Consider the following 14848-nt stretch of genomic DNA (forward strand, 5'->3'; position numbering starts at 1 on the left):
ATGTGTCGATGATCAAAGGCGCCAATGTTGCGGTGCCTGCCTCCGCGGTCCGCGTCGAATTGGGTTGGCAGTCGGGGCAGGGTGTGCCCGATGCCGACGCGTCCGCGCTGTTGCTCGCCGGGGCGAAGGTGCGCTCCGATGACGACTTCGTGTTCTACAACCAAGCCGTGCATCCTTCGGGGGCGGTTCGGTACGAAGGAAAGCAGCAGGGGCACACCGTTGTCGACGCACTGTCGGTGAATCTCGGACAGGTCGAGCCGCAGATCGAGACGATCGTGCTCGCCGCGTCCGCCGACGGGGGGACCTTCGGTCAGTTCCATGGTCTCTACATCCGGGTGATCGACACCGCGAACGGCGCCGAGGTCGCGCGTTTCGACAGCAGTGGCGCGACCACCGAAACCGCGTTCGTGCTCGGCGAGCTGTACCGCCGCCAGGGCGCGTGGAAGTTCCGCGCCGTCGGCCAGGGCTACGACAGCGGATTGGCCGGGCTCGCCACCGATTTCGGTATCTCCGTCGATGAGGCCCCCGCGCCGCCCGCACCCCCGCCGCCGTTCGCCTCGGTCCAGCCGGGTCAGCAACAGTCGTACGCGCCGCCGACGCAGCCGTTCATCCCCGCACCTGTGCCGAACCTGCCCCACACCCCACCACCCATGCCGCCGACCCCGGCGTTCCCGTCGAACCAGCAGCAGCCCTACGCGCCGCCGCCGTTCACCCCCGCGCCGCAGCCGTACGCGCCGCCGCAGCCGTCCAACTCTCCAGCCCAGCCGTACGCGCCGCCGCCCGGCCAGGCGTTCAACCCGAATCAGCCTCACGCGGCAGGCTTCCCACCCCAGCAACAACCCCCCATGGCCCCGCCTCCGGTCGATCTCGCGAAGGTCTCCCTCACCAAGGAAGCTCCGTCGGTCTCCCTGACGAAACACGGCGCCACCGGCGGCGTCATGCGCGTGAACCTCAACTGGACCTCGATGGCCGCCACCGGCCGCCTGTTCGGCAAACTCCGCGGCAAGAACATCGACCTCGACCTGTGCTGCTTCTTCGAATTGGTCAACGGCGCCATCGGTTCCGTGCGAGCCCTCGACCGGCGCTTCGGCGCACTCTACGAACCGCCGTTCATCCACCTCGACCAGGACGACCGCACCGGCGCCAGCATCACCGGCGAGAACCTGTCGGTCAATCTCGATGACACCCAGTTCATCCGCCGCATCCTCGTGTTCGCCTCGATCTACGACGGTGCCAGCGATTTCCGCAATGTGCACGCCACTGTCACCCTGAACACGGTGAATTCCGCGCCCATCGAGATGACGCTCGACGGCTGCACCGACAACTCTCGCGACGCGGTGTTGTTCGCGCTGGAGAACGTCAACGGCGAGTTCGTGGTGCGTCGCGAGGGCGCGTTCGTTCGCCCGCCCGCCGGTCAGCCGGGCGGTGGCGTGGTGGAGATCGCCCGCCTCTACAACTGGGACTTCGGCTTCCAGGCGGGGCGGGGCAAGTGATGCGACACCCCGCGACGCGCGTGCTCAACGCGCTGGTCTACCACCCCGAAAAACATCTCGCCCAAACCCCGGCGGCGCTCGGCCTGGATTATCGCGATCTGACCATGCGCACCGCCGACGGCCTCGACGTGCACGGCTGGTTCGTGCGCGCCGAGCGGCCACGCGGCCACATCCTCTACGCGCACGGCAACGCGGGCACCATCGGCGACCGCGTCTCGATCATCGCGTTGCTGGTCGAAGCCGGTTTCGACGTGCTCGCCTTCGACTACCGCGGCTTCGGCCACAGCGCGGGCACCCCGAGCGAACAGGGCACTTACCTCGACGCCAGAGCCGCCCGCCAGGCTCTGCTCGATCAACCCGAAGTCGACCCCGATCGGGTCTACTACCTGGGCAAATCCCTCGGCGGCGGGGTGTTGCTCGAACTGGCGAGTGAACACCCGCCCGCGGGCATGATCCTCATGTCGACGTTCAGCGGCATGCGCGCCGCCGCCCGCTCGGTCTACCCGTTCCTGCCCGCCCCGCTGATCCCGAACGCGTACCCGAGCCTGCGGCACATCGCGACGCTGCGCGTCCCGGTGCTGATGATGCACGGCGACCGCGACGAACTCCTCCCGCTGCGCCACGCCGAACGCCTGTACGCGGCGGCGCGGGATCCGAAACAGCTGATCGTGGTCCCCGGTGCGGGCCACAACGATGTGATCGACACCCTCGGCGCGGAATGGGCGAAGATCATCGCCGACTGGGCGGACCGATAGCCGGGACCTGGTGGTAGCCGATTTTGCGTAGCCTGGCGGTATGAGCGAAACGAGCGAACTCCTCGGCCGCCTGGCCGCGTTGCCCGACGACAAGCTGGTTTCGGTGCTGCGCGCCGCGGTCGCCGGACGCCCCGGGCTCGGTGCCGTCGCCGCCGCACTGGCCACAGCCGACACCGGTCATGCCGACACCGGCGGCCCTGTGACTCTGGACACGAATGTCATCGACGCGGATGTGGTGCCCGTCGCATCCGGGCAGGTCGGAGGCGCGATGCCGGTACCGCCGGTACCGTCCGGGCTACCGATGACCGGCGCACCCACCGCCACCGGCGGATATTCCACTTCGGGAGTGCCGACATTCGACTCGGTTCGGGATAAGGTCGAGCAGCGTTTCGGCACCGCGCAGGGAATGGACGAGCTCGACCGGCAGACTCCCGCGGGTCGCAGCGTCGACGAACAATGGGAGGCGCGGGAGAAAGCCGCGCGTGCGCGTCTGGATCAGATCCGGAAATCGGTGCACGGCAACGATTCCGGCGACAAGTAGCCACGCGTCCTCCCGTTCCAGCAACGACCGTGATGGGTGGACACAGAAGATGACGCAGGCGCGCCAGATCGCCGACCGACTGCTCGACGCACAGGTGGAATTCCTGCTCGCGGAGGTGACCGGTGACCGGTTCGCTGAGGTGATCGCCCGCGACGTGGCAGCCGTGCTGACCGTCGGTGAGACGATTCGGTTCGGTGACGTGGTCTCCCTGGAGCAGGGCGAGCAGACGGTGGCCACGGTGTTCGACCGCATCGGCGGTAGCCCCGTGATCGCCGATACCGTCGGCATCTTCTCCGATGCCATCTACGACCACATCGCGTCGAACACCGAATACACCCTCGGCGACGTCGTCGACCGCGAACCGGTGGAAGCGTTGCTGGAGAAGATCTTCGGCATGCATCAGGCCCAGGAGCGGATCCTGGACCGGCTCACCGAGAGCCCGCTCGTCGCTACCGTGGCCTCGCGTTTCGTCGACAAGCTGATCGGCGACTTCATGGCTGCCAATCGTGAACGCGCCGAGAAGATTCCGGGCGTCTCCTCGCTGATGTCGCTGGGTCAGTCCGCGGCCAACCGGGCCAAGAAGGTCGCGGCCGACAGCACCTTCGTCGGTGATCTCGCGGGCAAGGGCGCGCTGTTCGCGCTCAAGCGCACCAACAACGCGATCCGCGACATGCTGCGCGACGCCCCGGTGCACTCGGCGGCGATGGAATTCTGGGACCTGCACGCCGACGAACCCGTCGCGGGCCTGCGCGAATACCTCACCCAGAAGGACCTCAACGAGCTGGTTCAGATCTGCTACGAGATCGCGGTGACCACCAGGGAGAAGGAGTACTTCGGCCTGCTCGTGCACGAGTGCGTCGCGGTGTTCTACGCCAGGTACGGCAACCACACGCTCTCGGCGATGCTGCCCGAGCTCGGCCTCGACGCCGACGACATCAGTGCCGAGATCCTGCGCTACGGCCCGGCCGTCATCGAGTCGGCCAAGCGCAACGGTGTGCTTGCCGGGCTGATCAGGGAACGGCTCGAGCCGTTCTTCTACTCGGATCAGGTGCTAGGAATTCTCGGCGGCGAGTAATTCCGCGAATAGCGTTCTGTAGCGCGAATTGATTGATACACCTTTGTTTCTCGGTGTGCGCACCATCATCGCGGCTGATAGTGATGCAGACCATTCGAGGTGCGGCTGCTGATTGTTTGCACCACCTGTGTTGCGTGTCACGTTCTATACTGACCAGTATGTATCCGGCAGTGAACCGGTCGGCCAACTCGCCGCCGGTCCGGCTGTGAGCATTCGGCTACACACACCCGGCTGCATTTCCGGCATGTTTAGATCAGCGCACGAAATGCTGCTTTACACCGTTCCGCATTGACCGCGCAGTGCGCGGAGTGCAAGTTTGCACCTGACTTTCCGTGAGCCATCGCGAATTACGTTGCGGTGGCATTGCAAAGGAGCAGGTGTGCGTGCACGTTCCCGGCCGAACCCGACCGGAACCCGATCGGACGACGGCGCTAGAGGACAGGTGGCCGGCGCCGGGCTGATCCGGCCGCGCACCATTTCCGGCCAGCTCGCCCGGATCTTGGCGGTGTCGCTGATTTTGGTGCTCGCGTTGCTGGGGCTGACCATGTCGACACAGGTCAGCGCCTACCGCCGCAGCGGTGAGACCGTGGACGCTGTGGCGGTCGCGCTGGCCGCGCAGGACCTCGTGCAGCAGGTGCAGCGCGAGCGCGGTCTGAGCAACGGCTTGCTCGGCGGTGATCAACGCCTGCGCCAGCCCGTCACCGACCAGCGCGCGGGCACCGACGCGGCCCTGCGCGTCCTGGTGACTACCATCGCGGGCGACCCACCCGGTGCGGGGGAGGTGCGTTCGGCGCTGGGTCATCTGGCGGGGATGCCCGCGATCCGCTCGCAGGTCGACAATCGCAATGTCACCCGGCAGGCGGCGTTCCAGTTCTATACCGACGGCATCGACGCGCTCAACCGCCTCTCGCTCGGTCTCGACCAGGCGCGCGATCCGGCGGTCCGGCACGGTCTGCAAGCGCTCTACGCCCTCGGTGACGCGAAGGAGTTCGCGGCCCGCGAGCGCGGCTTCCTCAACGGCGTCTTCGCCGCCGGGGAATTCGCGTCGGGGGAGTACGTGCAGTTCCTCGACATCCGCGCCGCCCGCAATGCCGCGCTCACCGCGTTCGGCCACGACGCGACCCCCGCCCAGCAGGCGCGCCTGGACGCGGTGCTGGCCAGTGAGAACGCCACGCGGGCAACCGAATCGGAGAACATCGCGATCGCCTCGACGCTGGGACCGCTGATCCAGCCGGTCGACCCGGCCGTCTGGTGGGCGCAGATGACCGCGGTCATCGACGAACAGCGCACCGTGCAGCAGGTCATCGGTGATGACATCGGCGCGCGGGCCGAGAAACTTCGCCGCGACGCCGCGCTGATTCTGGCCGGATTCGCCCTGGCCGCGCTGCTGGCGATCGCCGCCGAAGTCGCGCTGGTCTTCGCCAGCATCAGGGCCATCGTCCGCCCGCTGGCCCGACTGGCCACCGAGGCCGACGACGTCGCCTCCACGCGACTGCCCGAGGTGATCGCCGCCTGGCGCAGTGCCGCCGACGCCCAACCCGATCCGCCCGCACCGGTCCGTACACCGCGCGGTGCGAGCATCGAGATCGCCGCTGTCGCAGGAGCTTTGGATCGTGTGCAGACCACCGCATTCGACCTCGCCTCCGAACAGGCGCTGGTGCGGCGCAACACCACGGAATCGATGGCGAATCTGGCCCGCCGCAATCAGAACCTGGTGCGGCGTCAGCTGGGATTGATCAGCGAATTCGAACGCGAGGAACTCGACCCGAAGGCACTGTCGAACCTGTTCGAACTCGACCACCTGGCCACCCGTATGCGGCGCAATGCCGAAAGCCTGCTGGTGCTGGTCGGCGAGGCCAGCCCGCGTCGGTGGGCCGAACCGATCGCGCTCACCGACGTGATCCGGGCCGGGTTGTCCGAGGTCGACGACTACCGCCGGGTGGTGCTGCGCCGGATCGACGACATCGCCGTGACCGGCGCCGTGGTCAGTGAACTGGCCCATATTCTGGCCGAACTCATCGAGAACGGGCTGGCCTTCTCGCCGCCCGATCTCGAGGTCGAGGTGTACGGCCGCAAGGTCGCCGGCGGCTACCTGCTCGCCGTTGTCGACCACGGCGTCGGTATGCCCGCCGAGCAACTCGCCGAAGCCAACGCCAGGCTGCGCGGCGAGCAGGACTTCATCGTCGCCTCCACCCGCTACCTCGGCCACTACGTGGTCGGACGGCTGGCAGGTCGCCTCGGCATCGACGTGGAACTCAACACCTCACCGGTCAGCGGCATCGTCGCCCGCCTGCTCCTCCCGCCGTCCCTGCTCGCCGACGAAAAGGCCGGCCAGACTGCGGATTCGAGAAACGGAGCCGCCCGAGGCTCCGTGGAGGGCGCAAGCCGGGCATCGGCTGACCTCGCGGCGCTGGGGCGCAACGCCACCTCCGTCGTCGCGGACACGCATTCATCCAGTGCTGCCGGGGTTTCCGAGGCGACGCCGCCACGCAACGGTGCGGTCGCCGCCGCGGACAACAGCACCGTCCTCGGCGCGGCGATCGCCGGGCGCGGCGATGCTGCGTGCTACTCGATGGGGTCTGCGCGCAATGGCGCCACGGTCGGCTCGGTGACGCCGCGACAGCACGGGATCCCGACCGGGGCAGCAGGTTCAGAGTGGGCCGACGGTCGCCCGGTCGAGACTTCCGACGACTCTTCCCACGCCATCCACGGCATCGGCACCGCGCAGCCGACCGACACCAGCGGTCGGTCCCGGCACAGCCGCAACATGGAATCCGGACCGAGCAGGAGCGCCAACGGCAGCGGCAACACCGACGCCAACGGCAGCGGTCAGGTATCGGCGAACCACTCATCCAGCGGCTCCGTCTACGCGCAGTTCCTCAGCAGCACACCCGATTCCGTGCACCCACCGCGCAACGGCGCAGACCACTTCGGCGCGGTAGCCCCGGAACGCTCCGAGGCAGTGGCCCGAGGCCACAACGGCTCGCCGGTATCGCAACCGCGTGAGCTACCCGCCGTGGAGTCCATCGGTGCCCCGGCCGTCGAACGCACCCGCAACGGTCTGGTCAAACGCAGCAAGCGCGCCAAGATCACCGGCGCACCGGAGCGAACCCGCCGTGATCCGGCCGACCGGCAGGACCGGCCGCCTGTCGTCGAACGAACCCCCGACCGGACCCGCACCATGCTCGCCTCGTTCCGCACCGGTCACGAACGTGGCGGCGCGGCCGAATCATCCTCCACCCCAATCGATCCCACTCGCTGACCGATCGGACCAGACCCCAGGAGACCCGGTGACCACCCACCTACCGACCGCCGATCCACACACCTTCAACTGGCTGCTCGGCAACTTCGTCCGAAACACCGACGGCGTGCGCGACACCGTCGCCGTCTCCTCCGACGGGCTGCTGATCGCGATGTCGGACGGCCTCGACCGCACCGGCGCCGACCGGCTCGCCGCGATGGTGTCGGGTCTGTCCAGCCTCGCCCGCAGCGCCTCGCGCAGCTACGATTTCGACGGTCTCGAGCTGATCATGATCGAGATGAAACGCGGCTTCCTGCTGGTGTCGGCACTGGGCGACGGCAGCTGCCTCGGCGTGATCGCCGACGGTGGCTGCGATGTCGGCCTGGTCGGCTACGAGATGGCCGTCCTCGCCGAGCGCGCCGGATCACTGCTCGACCCGCTGCTGATCAGCGAACTGCGAGAGTCGTTGCGCAGATGAGAGATCCCGATCTCCCGCGGTTGCCCGACCCGCGCATGATCCCGATGAACCAGCCGACGGGCTGGCGTGAGCTCGTCGGGTCGGTGCCGGTGACCCCCACCGATCACGACGATGTCGACGACCGCTTCGTTCGCCCGTTCGTGCTCACCGCGGGCCGCACCGTCCCGGTGCTGGACGGCCTGCGCATCGAAACCCTCGTCCAGGCACCGCCGTCCGCGCTGTCGGCTCCGCTGCGCTTCGAGGAGCGCACCGTTGTCCAGCTGTGCCGGACACCGCACTCCATCGCCGAAATCGGTGCCGCCCTGCGGGTTCCGATCGGCATCGCCAAGGTGATCGTCAGCGATCTGGCGGCGGCGGGGCATGTGACCGTCCGTGACGCGCCGGAATTGTCGACCGCCGCCATCGAGAGGATCCGCGACCTTGTCCGCGCACTCTGAACTCCGCAGCTCCGAATTCCGCACCACCGCACCGGCTATGCCGTCCTCGGTGAAGATCGTGGTCAGCGGCGGCTTCGGCGTCGGCAAGACCACCTTCATCGGCGCCATCTCCGAAATCGAGCCCCTGGTCACCGAAGCCTCGATGACCGAGGTCTCCATCGGCATCGACGACCCCGGTCGCCGCGCCGAGAAGACCGCGACCACAGTGGCTTTGGACTTCGGCCGCATCACCCTCGACCAATCCCTGATCCTCTACCTCTTCGGCACCCCCGGCCAGGACCGCTTCGTGTTCCTGTGGGACGACCTGGTCGACGGCGCCCTCGGCGCGGTCATCGTCGTCGACACCGGCCGGGTAGAGGACTGCTACCCGGTCCTTGACTACTTCGAAGAGCACCACACGCCCTTCGTTGTGGTGGTCAACCGCTTCGCCGACGCCACCCGCTTCGACCTGGGCGAAGTCCGCGAAGCTCTCGGTCTTGACGACTGGATTCCGGTGCTGGACTGCGATGCCCGCGACCGCGATTCGGTGCGCGATGTCCTCGTCGCCCTCTTGGAACAGGTCCTTCTCCACCGAGTTCAACCGCGTCACCGGGAGGTGAGCTGAGGGGTCCGAATCGGTCATGCCGCGGCCGCGAACTCTCAGCGAGCGCCGAGTGGGGTGCCGAAGAGCGTGGCGAACTTCGCGGCGAGCGATTCGCCAAGGAAGTCGAGCGCGCCTGGGGTGGCGCCCATCGTGCCCGCGTCGCTGATGGTGCAGCCGGGGGTGGCGGGAACGCCGTCGAGCCGGTCACGCAGCCACAGCAGAGCCGCGGGGCCGCCGACGACTTCGGCGATGATGTGTTCGCTGGCGTGATCGCGGGTGTAGGTGAGCGAGGTGGCGGGGTCGCGGCAGTAGGTGTCGACGAGGGTGTCGGTGGCGGCGAGGGGAAGGATCTCGTCCCACGCGGAATGCCAGACGAACAACGGCATATCGGGGACGGACTTGCCCATGCGGGTGTTGTCGAGCATGGCCGCGACCGGCGGATCATCGAGTGGGTTCCCGTCGGAGCCGATCATGCCGGTCAGATTCAGGAACGGCAGCATGGCCGACTGATACTGCACGCACAGCGGCGATTTGATGGCGAACAGCGCCTTGCCGAGCGGGTCGAGCCGCTGATCGAGATAGGCCGCGAAATCGGGGTACTCGCGGGTGAGGCCGAGAACCGCGGCGAACACGAGACCCGAGGTGAGCTGGTTGTTCGCCATGCTCAGCGCGGCGCCGAGATCGGCGCCGACACCACCTTCGGCCGCGCCCACGATGTTCAGTTCAGGTGCGTAGGTCTTGTGCAGTTCTGCGGCATGCCCGGTCGCGATAGAACCGCCGGAGTAGCCGTAGAGCCCCACCGGCGCGGCCGGTCCCGCCTCGAGCGGGGCGAAGCTGGTCGCCGCGCGAATGCCGTCGAGGGTGATCCGGCCCGCCAACGGTCCGGCCGCGTAGGCCGAATTCGGACCCTGATGGTCCGGGATGACCACGGCCCAGCCCTGCGACAGCGCCGCTTGCGCGAACAGGAATTCGGCGGGCACGACGATCTGACCGGCTACCGCGGCCACCGAAAGGTGTTGCAGCGCATAGGACGGCGCGCAGTAGCCCGCGGTCGAGTCCTCGGCCAGCTGCACCGAAAGCAGCTTGCGCGGCGACGGTGCCTGTCCGCGCGGCTTGATCAGGGTGGCGACTGCGGGGATCGCCTCGTCACGGCTGTTGTTGGAGCGATAGGACACCTGCCAGGCGTCGACATCGATCGGCAGGAGTCCGAAATCGGCGACCCGTACCTGCCGGACCGCGATGATCGCACCCGGCTGCGTCGCCGCCACCACGTCGGCGGGCGGCAGATAGAAGCCCGGATCCCATTCGGGCGGCAGCGGAATCACCGGCGGGGGTGTGGCCGACGGCTCGGCCGCGACCGTTCCGGCCGTCAACACCGTTGCCGCCGTGAGCAAGCCGGTGGCGATGGCAAGCCATCGCCGAACGAAGGAAGATCTCATCGCGCACAGTCCTCACATGAATTGAGACGCCTTCGTCTCAATAGCGGCTACTATGACACGGGTGTGGCGTAGATCGCAATCAGCTGCCCGGAGATACCGCTGAGATCAGGCTGTTCAGGATCGTGGAGAAGACATCGACCAGCTCGTCGACGGGTGGGCGCGGGTCGTCCAGGCTCCACTGGTGCACGGCACCGTTCACTGCGCCGATGAACGCCGCCATCGGCACCCGCCAGCCGCCCGGCGGCATCCGCACCCCGTCGCGCCCAGCCGCGATCGCGGTGACCACCTCACCCCACCGATCCCTGACCTGCGCCCGATACTGCTCGATATCGGGGCTCACCCCGACGATGTCGACGAAAGCGACTTTGGCACACCGGATGTCGTCGGTGATCGCCGTCGTGTAAGCCCGCACCGCCGCATCGATGAGCGCGCGGACATCGTCGGATTCCGCCGCCGCCAGCGCCGCGGCCACCGCCGCCCCGGCCTTGTCCTGCACTGAGTCGTACACCGCGACGAGCAATTCCTCGCGCCCGGCGAACTGTTCGTAGAACTGCCGACGCGACAAGCCCGCGACCGCGCACACATCGGTCAGCGAACTGTTGGCGTAGGACCTCTCCGCGAAAACGGTCAGTCCCGCGTCGATGAACAAGGCCCGGCGCTCGACCTGTCGTTCGGCGACCGAGGTGCCGGTGTAGTTGTGTCGGGTCCGCCCAGATGTCACCCCACGACCCTACTGGTCAGGGTTTCGGCGTCTCGGTGTCGACCGGTCCGATCGGGACCACCAGCGGGGTTCCGGTGACCGGATCGTCGATCACCTTCGCGCGCAGGCCGAAGACCTCCGCCACCACTTCCTCGGTGAGGACTTCGGCCGGCGTTCCCGCGGCAACCACGCGGCCCGCGCGCATGGCGACCAGTCGATGCGCGTAGCGCGCAGCGAGATTCAAGTCGTGCAGCACCATCACCACCGTCCGGCCCGCGTCGGCGTGCAGGCGCCGGACCAGGTCGAGAACCTCGATCTGGTGGGCGAGGTCGAGGAAGGTGGTTGGCTCGTCGAGCAGCAGCAGGTCGGTGTCCTGGGCCAGCGCCATCGAGATCCACGCGCGCTGACGTTGCCCACCGGATAGTTCGTCGATCGGGCGATCGGCGAACTCGACCATGTCGGTCCAGGTCAGGGCCTCGTTGATGGCGGATTCGTCGTCGGCGGACCACTGGCGGTACCAGCGCTGGTGCGGGTGTCTGCCGCGGGCGACCAGGTCGGCGACGGTGAGACCTTCCGGGGCGAGCGGTGATTGGGGCAGGATGCCGAGCACGCGCGCCACTTCCTTGGTCGACATACGGTCGATCCGTTTGCCGTCCAGGTGGACATGACCACCGGCCGGGCGCATCAGCCGGGCCATCGCGCGCAGGAGCGTGGATTTGCCGCAACCGTTGGGTCCGATCACCGCGGTGACGGTGCCGCCGGTGATGTCGAGGTTCAGACCGTCGACGACAGTCGTCGGCCCGTAGCCGAGGGTCACGTCGCTGGCTTGCAGCCGAACGGTCATCACACGCCCGCTTTCCCGGCACGATTGCGCCGCATCAACAGATAGATCAGATAGGGCGCGCCGAGTACGGCGGTGATCACTCCGACGGGGAGCTCGCCCGCGGGCAGCAGCGTGCGGGCGACGAGATCGGCGGTGACGGTGAAGGCCGCGCCGAGCAGCGCCGAGGTCAGCAGCGGTGGCTGCGCCGACCCGGTGAGCCGCAGCGCCACCTGGGGTACGGCGAGCGCGATGAAGATGATGGCCCCCGCCGAGGCGGTGGCGACCCCGGCCAGCAGCACGGCCAGCACCAGCAGGGTCAGGCGGGCGGCGTTGAGCCGCACACCGAGCGAGCGGGCGGTGTCGTCGCCGAAATGCAGTGCGCCGAGCAGGTGGGTTCCCGCCAGTACCACCGGCACCAGGAGCGCGAGGGCGATGGCCACCGGTGTCACCTGGATCCAGCTACTGCCGTTGAGGCTGCCGGTCAGCCAGGTCACCGCCCGTGTCGCGATATCGACTTCGCCGACGCTGAGCAGCCAGAAGGTCACGCTGGAGAGCAGTGAACCTGCGCCGAGACCGACGAGGACGAGCCGATAACCTTCGATGCCACCGCGCCAGGCCAGGAAGAAAACGCCGAGTGCGGCGAGCAATCCGCCGAGCATGGACGCGACGGGCACCCCGATCTCGGCGGCGACGCCGCTGATCTGGCCACGGCTGCCGGACAGGGCGATCACCGCGACCGCCGCGACGCTCGAACCCGCGGTGACGCCGAGAATATCGGGACTGGACAAGGGGTTACGGGCGATCCCCTGAGTGATCGCGCCGGACAACGCCAGCGCCGCGCCGACCAGCGCGCCGGTGAGAATCCGGGGCAGCCGCAGATCCCACACCACGTAGGCGAGGCCCTCGTCGCCGCCACCGGTGAGCACCGCGAGCACATCCCACGGCGTGACCGGACCGCCGTCGGGCATCGTGTAGGTGCCCAGCGCCAGGGCGACGCAACTCGCGGCGCCGAGTATCCCGACGCCGATCAGCAGGACGGCGGTCGTGCGAAGTCGCAGTTGCCACGACACCGGTCCCAGCCGGACCGCCCGGACGGTACTCATATGGTCACCAGCTTGCGGCGGCGGACCAGCACGATGAAGAACGGGACGCCGACGAAGGCGAGCATGATGCCCGCGGGCAGCTCACCCTTGTCCAGGACCAGCCGACCCGCGATGTCGGCGACCAGCACCATGACCACGCCGAGCAGCCCGGCGACGGGCACGAGCCAGCGGTAGTCGGGCCCGGTGATACCGCGCGCCAGGTGCGGAACGACGAGCCCGACGAAGCCGAGCGGCCCGGCGATCGCCACGACCGCGCCGGTCAGCAGCACGATCGAGGCGATGCCGACGGTGCGGGCCAGGAAGACGCGATGGCCGAGTGCGCGGGCGGTGTCCTCGCCGAGGCCCAGCGCGTTGAGCGCGGAGGTGTTGGCCAGGGCGAGGACGATCCCGGCGACGACGAACGGTGTGGCCTTGCCGAGCAGATCGAGGTTGGACCCGACCAGCGACCCGGCCTTCCAGAAGCGGTAGATGTCGGTGACGTCGGTGCCGAACAGCACCACCGCCGAGATCAGGCCCTGCAACAGGTAGCTGACAGCGGCACCCGCCAAGGCGAGGGTCACCGGGGTCGGTCCGCCGCGGCCCGTCGCGCCGATGACGAACACGGTGACGGTGGCGATCAGCGCCCCGGCGAAGCCGAACCACACGTAACCGAACAGGCTCGAGATGCCGCCGATCATCACCGCCAAGACGATGCCGAGCGCCGCGCCCTGGGTGATGCCCAGCAGCGCCGGGTCGGCCAGTGGGTTTCTGGTGTGACCCTGGATCACCGCGCCCGCGATGCCGAGCGCGAGGCCGGCGAGGATCCCCAGCAGGGTGCGTGGCAGGCGAAGGCCGTTGACGATGGCGCCGTTCTCGGTGTCGGTCGTGCCGCCGAGCGCATCCAGAACATCAAGGGGAGCAATGAATTTGGATCCGACGGCCAAGCTGAGCAGAACGGCCGCGAGCACCGCGGCCAACAGTCCTGCGATCAGTAGCAACCGGCGAGACCGCGTGTTGGCGAACACGGCTCCGGGCGGCGATGCGGTCACTATCCCTCTTCATAGTTGGTAATTAGGTAAGGCTTCGCTAGGTTAGCAACCCTGAGAAACTCTGAACCAACCGGGAGACGTCGATGAACACCCCACTGAGCCGCAGGCTCGCCGCCGCCGCGGTAGTCGCCGCGGCCGTCCTGAGTCTGTCCGCGTGCGGCCAGGACCGGGCAACCACCGGCGCCGCAGGCAGCGATTGCGATACCGCGAGCAACCTCGACGGCGGCGCCTACCCGCGCACCATCGAGGCCGGCGCGGTCAAGGACAAAGCGGGCACGAATGTCGGCACGGTGGTCGACCCCGCCACCATCACCACCCGACCGGTCCGGGTCGCGGCGCTGGATCAGACCTTCGTCGACGCCGCCCTGGTGCTGAACACCGAAGTGGTCGCGTACACGACGTACCAGACCATGGGCGAGAAGTTGCCCGCGTTCCTCGGCGCGGCTGCCGAGACCTGCGCCGGTCGAGCGGTGAATATCGGTAACCTGCAGACCCCCGATATCGAGAAGCTGGCCGGTGCCCGACCGGATCTGATCGTGTCGGCGAAGATTCGCCACGAGAAGCAGTACGAGCAGTTCAAGGGCATCAAGCTCGGTTCGGGCACCGTGCCGGTCGTGTTCAGCCAGACCACCGGCGCCACCTGGAAGGAAAATCTCCTGCTCCTCGCCAAGGCGATCGACAAGGAGAACCTCGCCACGGCCAAGCTCGCGGCGTACCAGGACCGTGCCGCCAAGATCGGCGCGGCGATCAAGGCGAAGAACGGTGGCAACGCGCCCACTGTGTCGCTGCTGCGCTTCCTGCCCAAGGAAGACCGGCTGATGCAGCGGGTCAGCTTCATCGGTGACATCTTCGCCGACACCGGCCTGAACCAGCCCGACAAGTCCGCCGACCCGAAGAACGACTTCTCGATCACGCTGAGCCCCGAGCGTCTGCTCGACGCCGACGCCGACTATGTCTTCCTCACCAGCAACGGCGAGGACGCCGCCACCCAGCGCAAGGCGGCCGCCGAGGCCAACCCGCTGTGGAATCAGCTGCGGGGCAAGATCACTCCGGTCGACGACCTGGTCTGGCTGACCTCGGTCGGTCTCACCGGCGCGCACCAGGTGCTCGACGACATCGCCGAGACCTTCGAGGTCGACCCGGCGAAGTAGC

At 68.1% G+C, this 14848-nt stretch carries 14 protein-coding genes; 9 read left to right on the top strand and 5 right to left on the bottom strand.

Translation table 11 applies throughout. The annotated features are described in order from the left end of the window. Positions 1–8: 8 nt before the first annotated feature. From ACTWPB_RS18260 to ACTWPB_RS18295, 8 genes are all read left to right on the top strand, one after another. Entirely contained in the window at positions 9–1493 is a 1485-nt protein-coding gene (locus tag ACTWPB_RS18260; protein WP_446226402.1) for a TerD family protein, read from the top strand. Then, positions 1493–2248 (top strand): alpha/beta hydrolase, encoded by a 756-nt coding sequence (locus ACTWPB_RS18265; protein ID WP_446226403.1) that lies wholly within the window; start codon positions 1493–1495, stop codon positions 2246–2248. Before ACTWPB_RS18260 ends, ACTWPB_RS18265 begins: the two co-directional genes overlap by 1 nt. 40 nt (positions 2249–2288) lie before the next feature. Then, a complete protein-coding gene (locus ACTWPB_RS18270) occupies positions 2289–2789 on the top strand; it encodes a PspA/IM30 family protein (protein ID WP_446221816.1) in 501 nt (166 codons plus the stop codon). Positions 2790–2838: 49 nt separating this feature from the next. Then, a complete protein-coding gene (locus tag ACTWPB_RS18275) occupies positions 2839–3864 on the top strand; it encodes a hypothetical protein (RefSeq protein WP_446221817.1) in 1026 nt (341 codons plus the stop codon). 379 nt (positions 3865–4243) lie between these two features. Further along, entirely contained in the window at positions 4244–7126 is a 2883-nt protein-coding gene (locus ACTWPB_RS18280) for a nitrate- and nitrite sensing domain-containing protein (RefSeq protein ID WP_446221818.1), read from the top strand. A gap of 28 nt (positions 7127–7154) precedes the next feature. After that, positions 7155–7583: a roadblock/LC7 domain-containing protein gene (locus ACTWPB_RS18285; protein ID WP_446221819.1), complete on the top strand. Its 429-nt coding sequence runs from the start codon at positions 7155–7157 to the stop codon at positions 7581–7583. Beyond that, positions 7580–8020, top strand: a complete 441-nt coding sequence (locus tag ACTWPB_RS18290; protein WP_446221820.1) for a DUF742 domain-containing protein — start codon at positions 7580–7582, stop codon at positions 8018–8020. Before ACTWPB_RS18285 ends, ACTWPB_RS18290 begins: the two co-directional genes overlap by 4 nt. A 37-nt stretch (positions 8021–8057) precedes the next feature. Beyond that, positions 8058–8624 carry a GTP-binding protein gene (locus ACTWPB_RS18295; protein WP_446226404.1) on the top strand — a complete coding sequence of 189 codons (567 nt, stop codon included), beginning with the start codon at positions 8058–8060 and terminating at the stop codon, positions 8622–8624. Positions 8625–8659: 35 nt separating this feature from the next. Here the strand turns inward: ACTWPB_RS18295 and ACTWPB_RS18300 are convergent, their stop codons facing one another. The 5 genes from ACTWPB_RS18300 to ACTWPB_RS18320 all read right to left on the bottom strand — a co-directional run bounded on the left by ACTWPB_RS18300 (position 8660) and on the right by ACTWPB_RS18320 (position 13696). After that, positions 8660–10042, bottom strand: coding sequence for a lipase family protein (locus ACTWPB_RS18300; RefSeq protein WP_446221821.1), 1383 nt, complete (start codon positions 10040–10042; stop codon positions 8660–8662). A gap of 79 nt (positions 10043–10121) precedes the next feature. Next, positions 10122–10763: a TetR/AcrR family transcriptional regulator gene (locus ACTWPB_RS18305; RefSeq protein WP_446221822.1), complete on the bottom strand. Its 642-nt coding sequence runs from the start codon at positions 10761–10763 to the stop codon at positions 10122–10124. A 16-nt stretch (positions 10764–10779) separates the two neighbouring features. After that, positions 10780–11586 (bottom strand): ABC transporter ATP-binding protein, encoded by an 807-nt coding sequence (locus tag ACTWPB_RS18310; RefSeq protein ID WP_446221823.1) that lies wholly within the window; start codon positions 11584–11586, stop codon positions 10780–10782. Continuing rightward, the gene (locus tag ACTWPB_RS18315) at positions 11586–12668 is read right to left on the bottom strand and encodes a FecCD family ABC transporter permease (protein ID WP_446221824.1); all 1083 of its coding nucleotides are present in this window, start codon (positions 12666–12668) and stop codon (positions 11586–11588) included. The genes ACTWPB_RS18310 and ACTWPB_RS18315 overlap by 1 nt, the downstream gene beginning before the upstream one ends. Continuing rightward, positions 12665–13696 carry a FecCD family ABC transporter permease gene (locus ACTWPB_RS18320; RefSeq protein WP_446221825.1) on the bottom strand — a complete coding sequence of 344 codons (1032 nt, stop codon included), beginning with the start codon at positions 13694–13696 and terminating at the stop codon, positions 12665–12667. Before ACTWPB_RS18320 ends, ACTWPB_RS18315 begins: the two co-directional genes overlap by 4 nt. Before the next feature lie 83 nt (positions 13697–13779). On the opposite strand from ACTWPB_RS18320, the gene ACTWPB_RS18325 reads away from it, so the two are divergent. Beyond that, a complete protein-coding gene (locus tag ACTWPB_RS18325) occupies positions 13780–14847 on the top strand; it encodes an ABC transporter substrate-binding protein (RefSeq protein ID WP_446221826.1) in 1068 nt (355 codons plus the stop codon). Position 14848 lies beyond the last annotated feature (1 nt).

The organism is Nocardia sp. IBHARD005 (genome assembly GCF_052814245.1).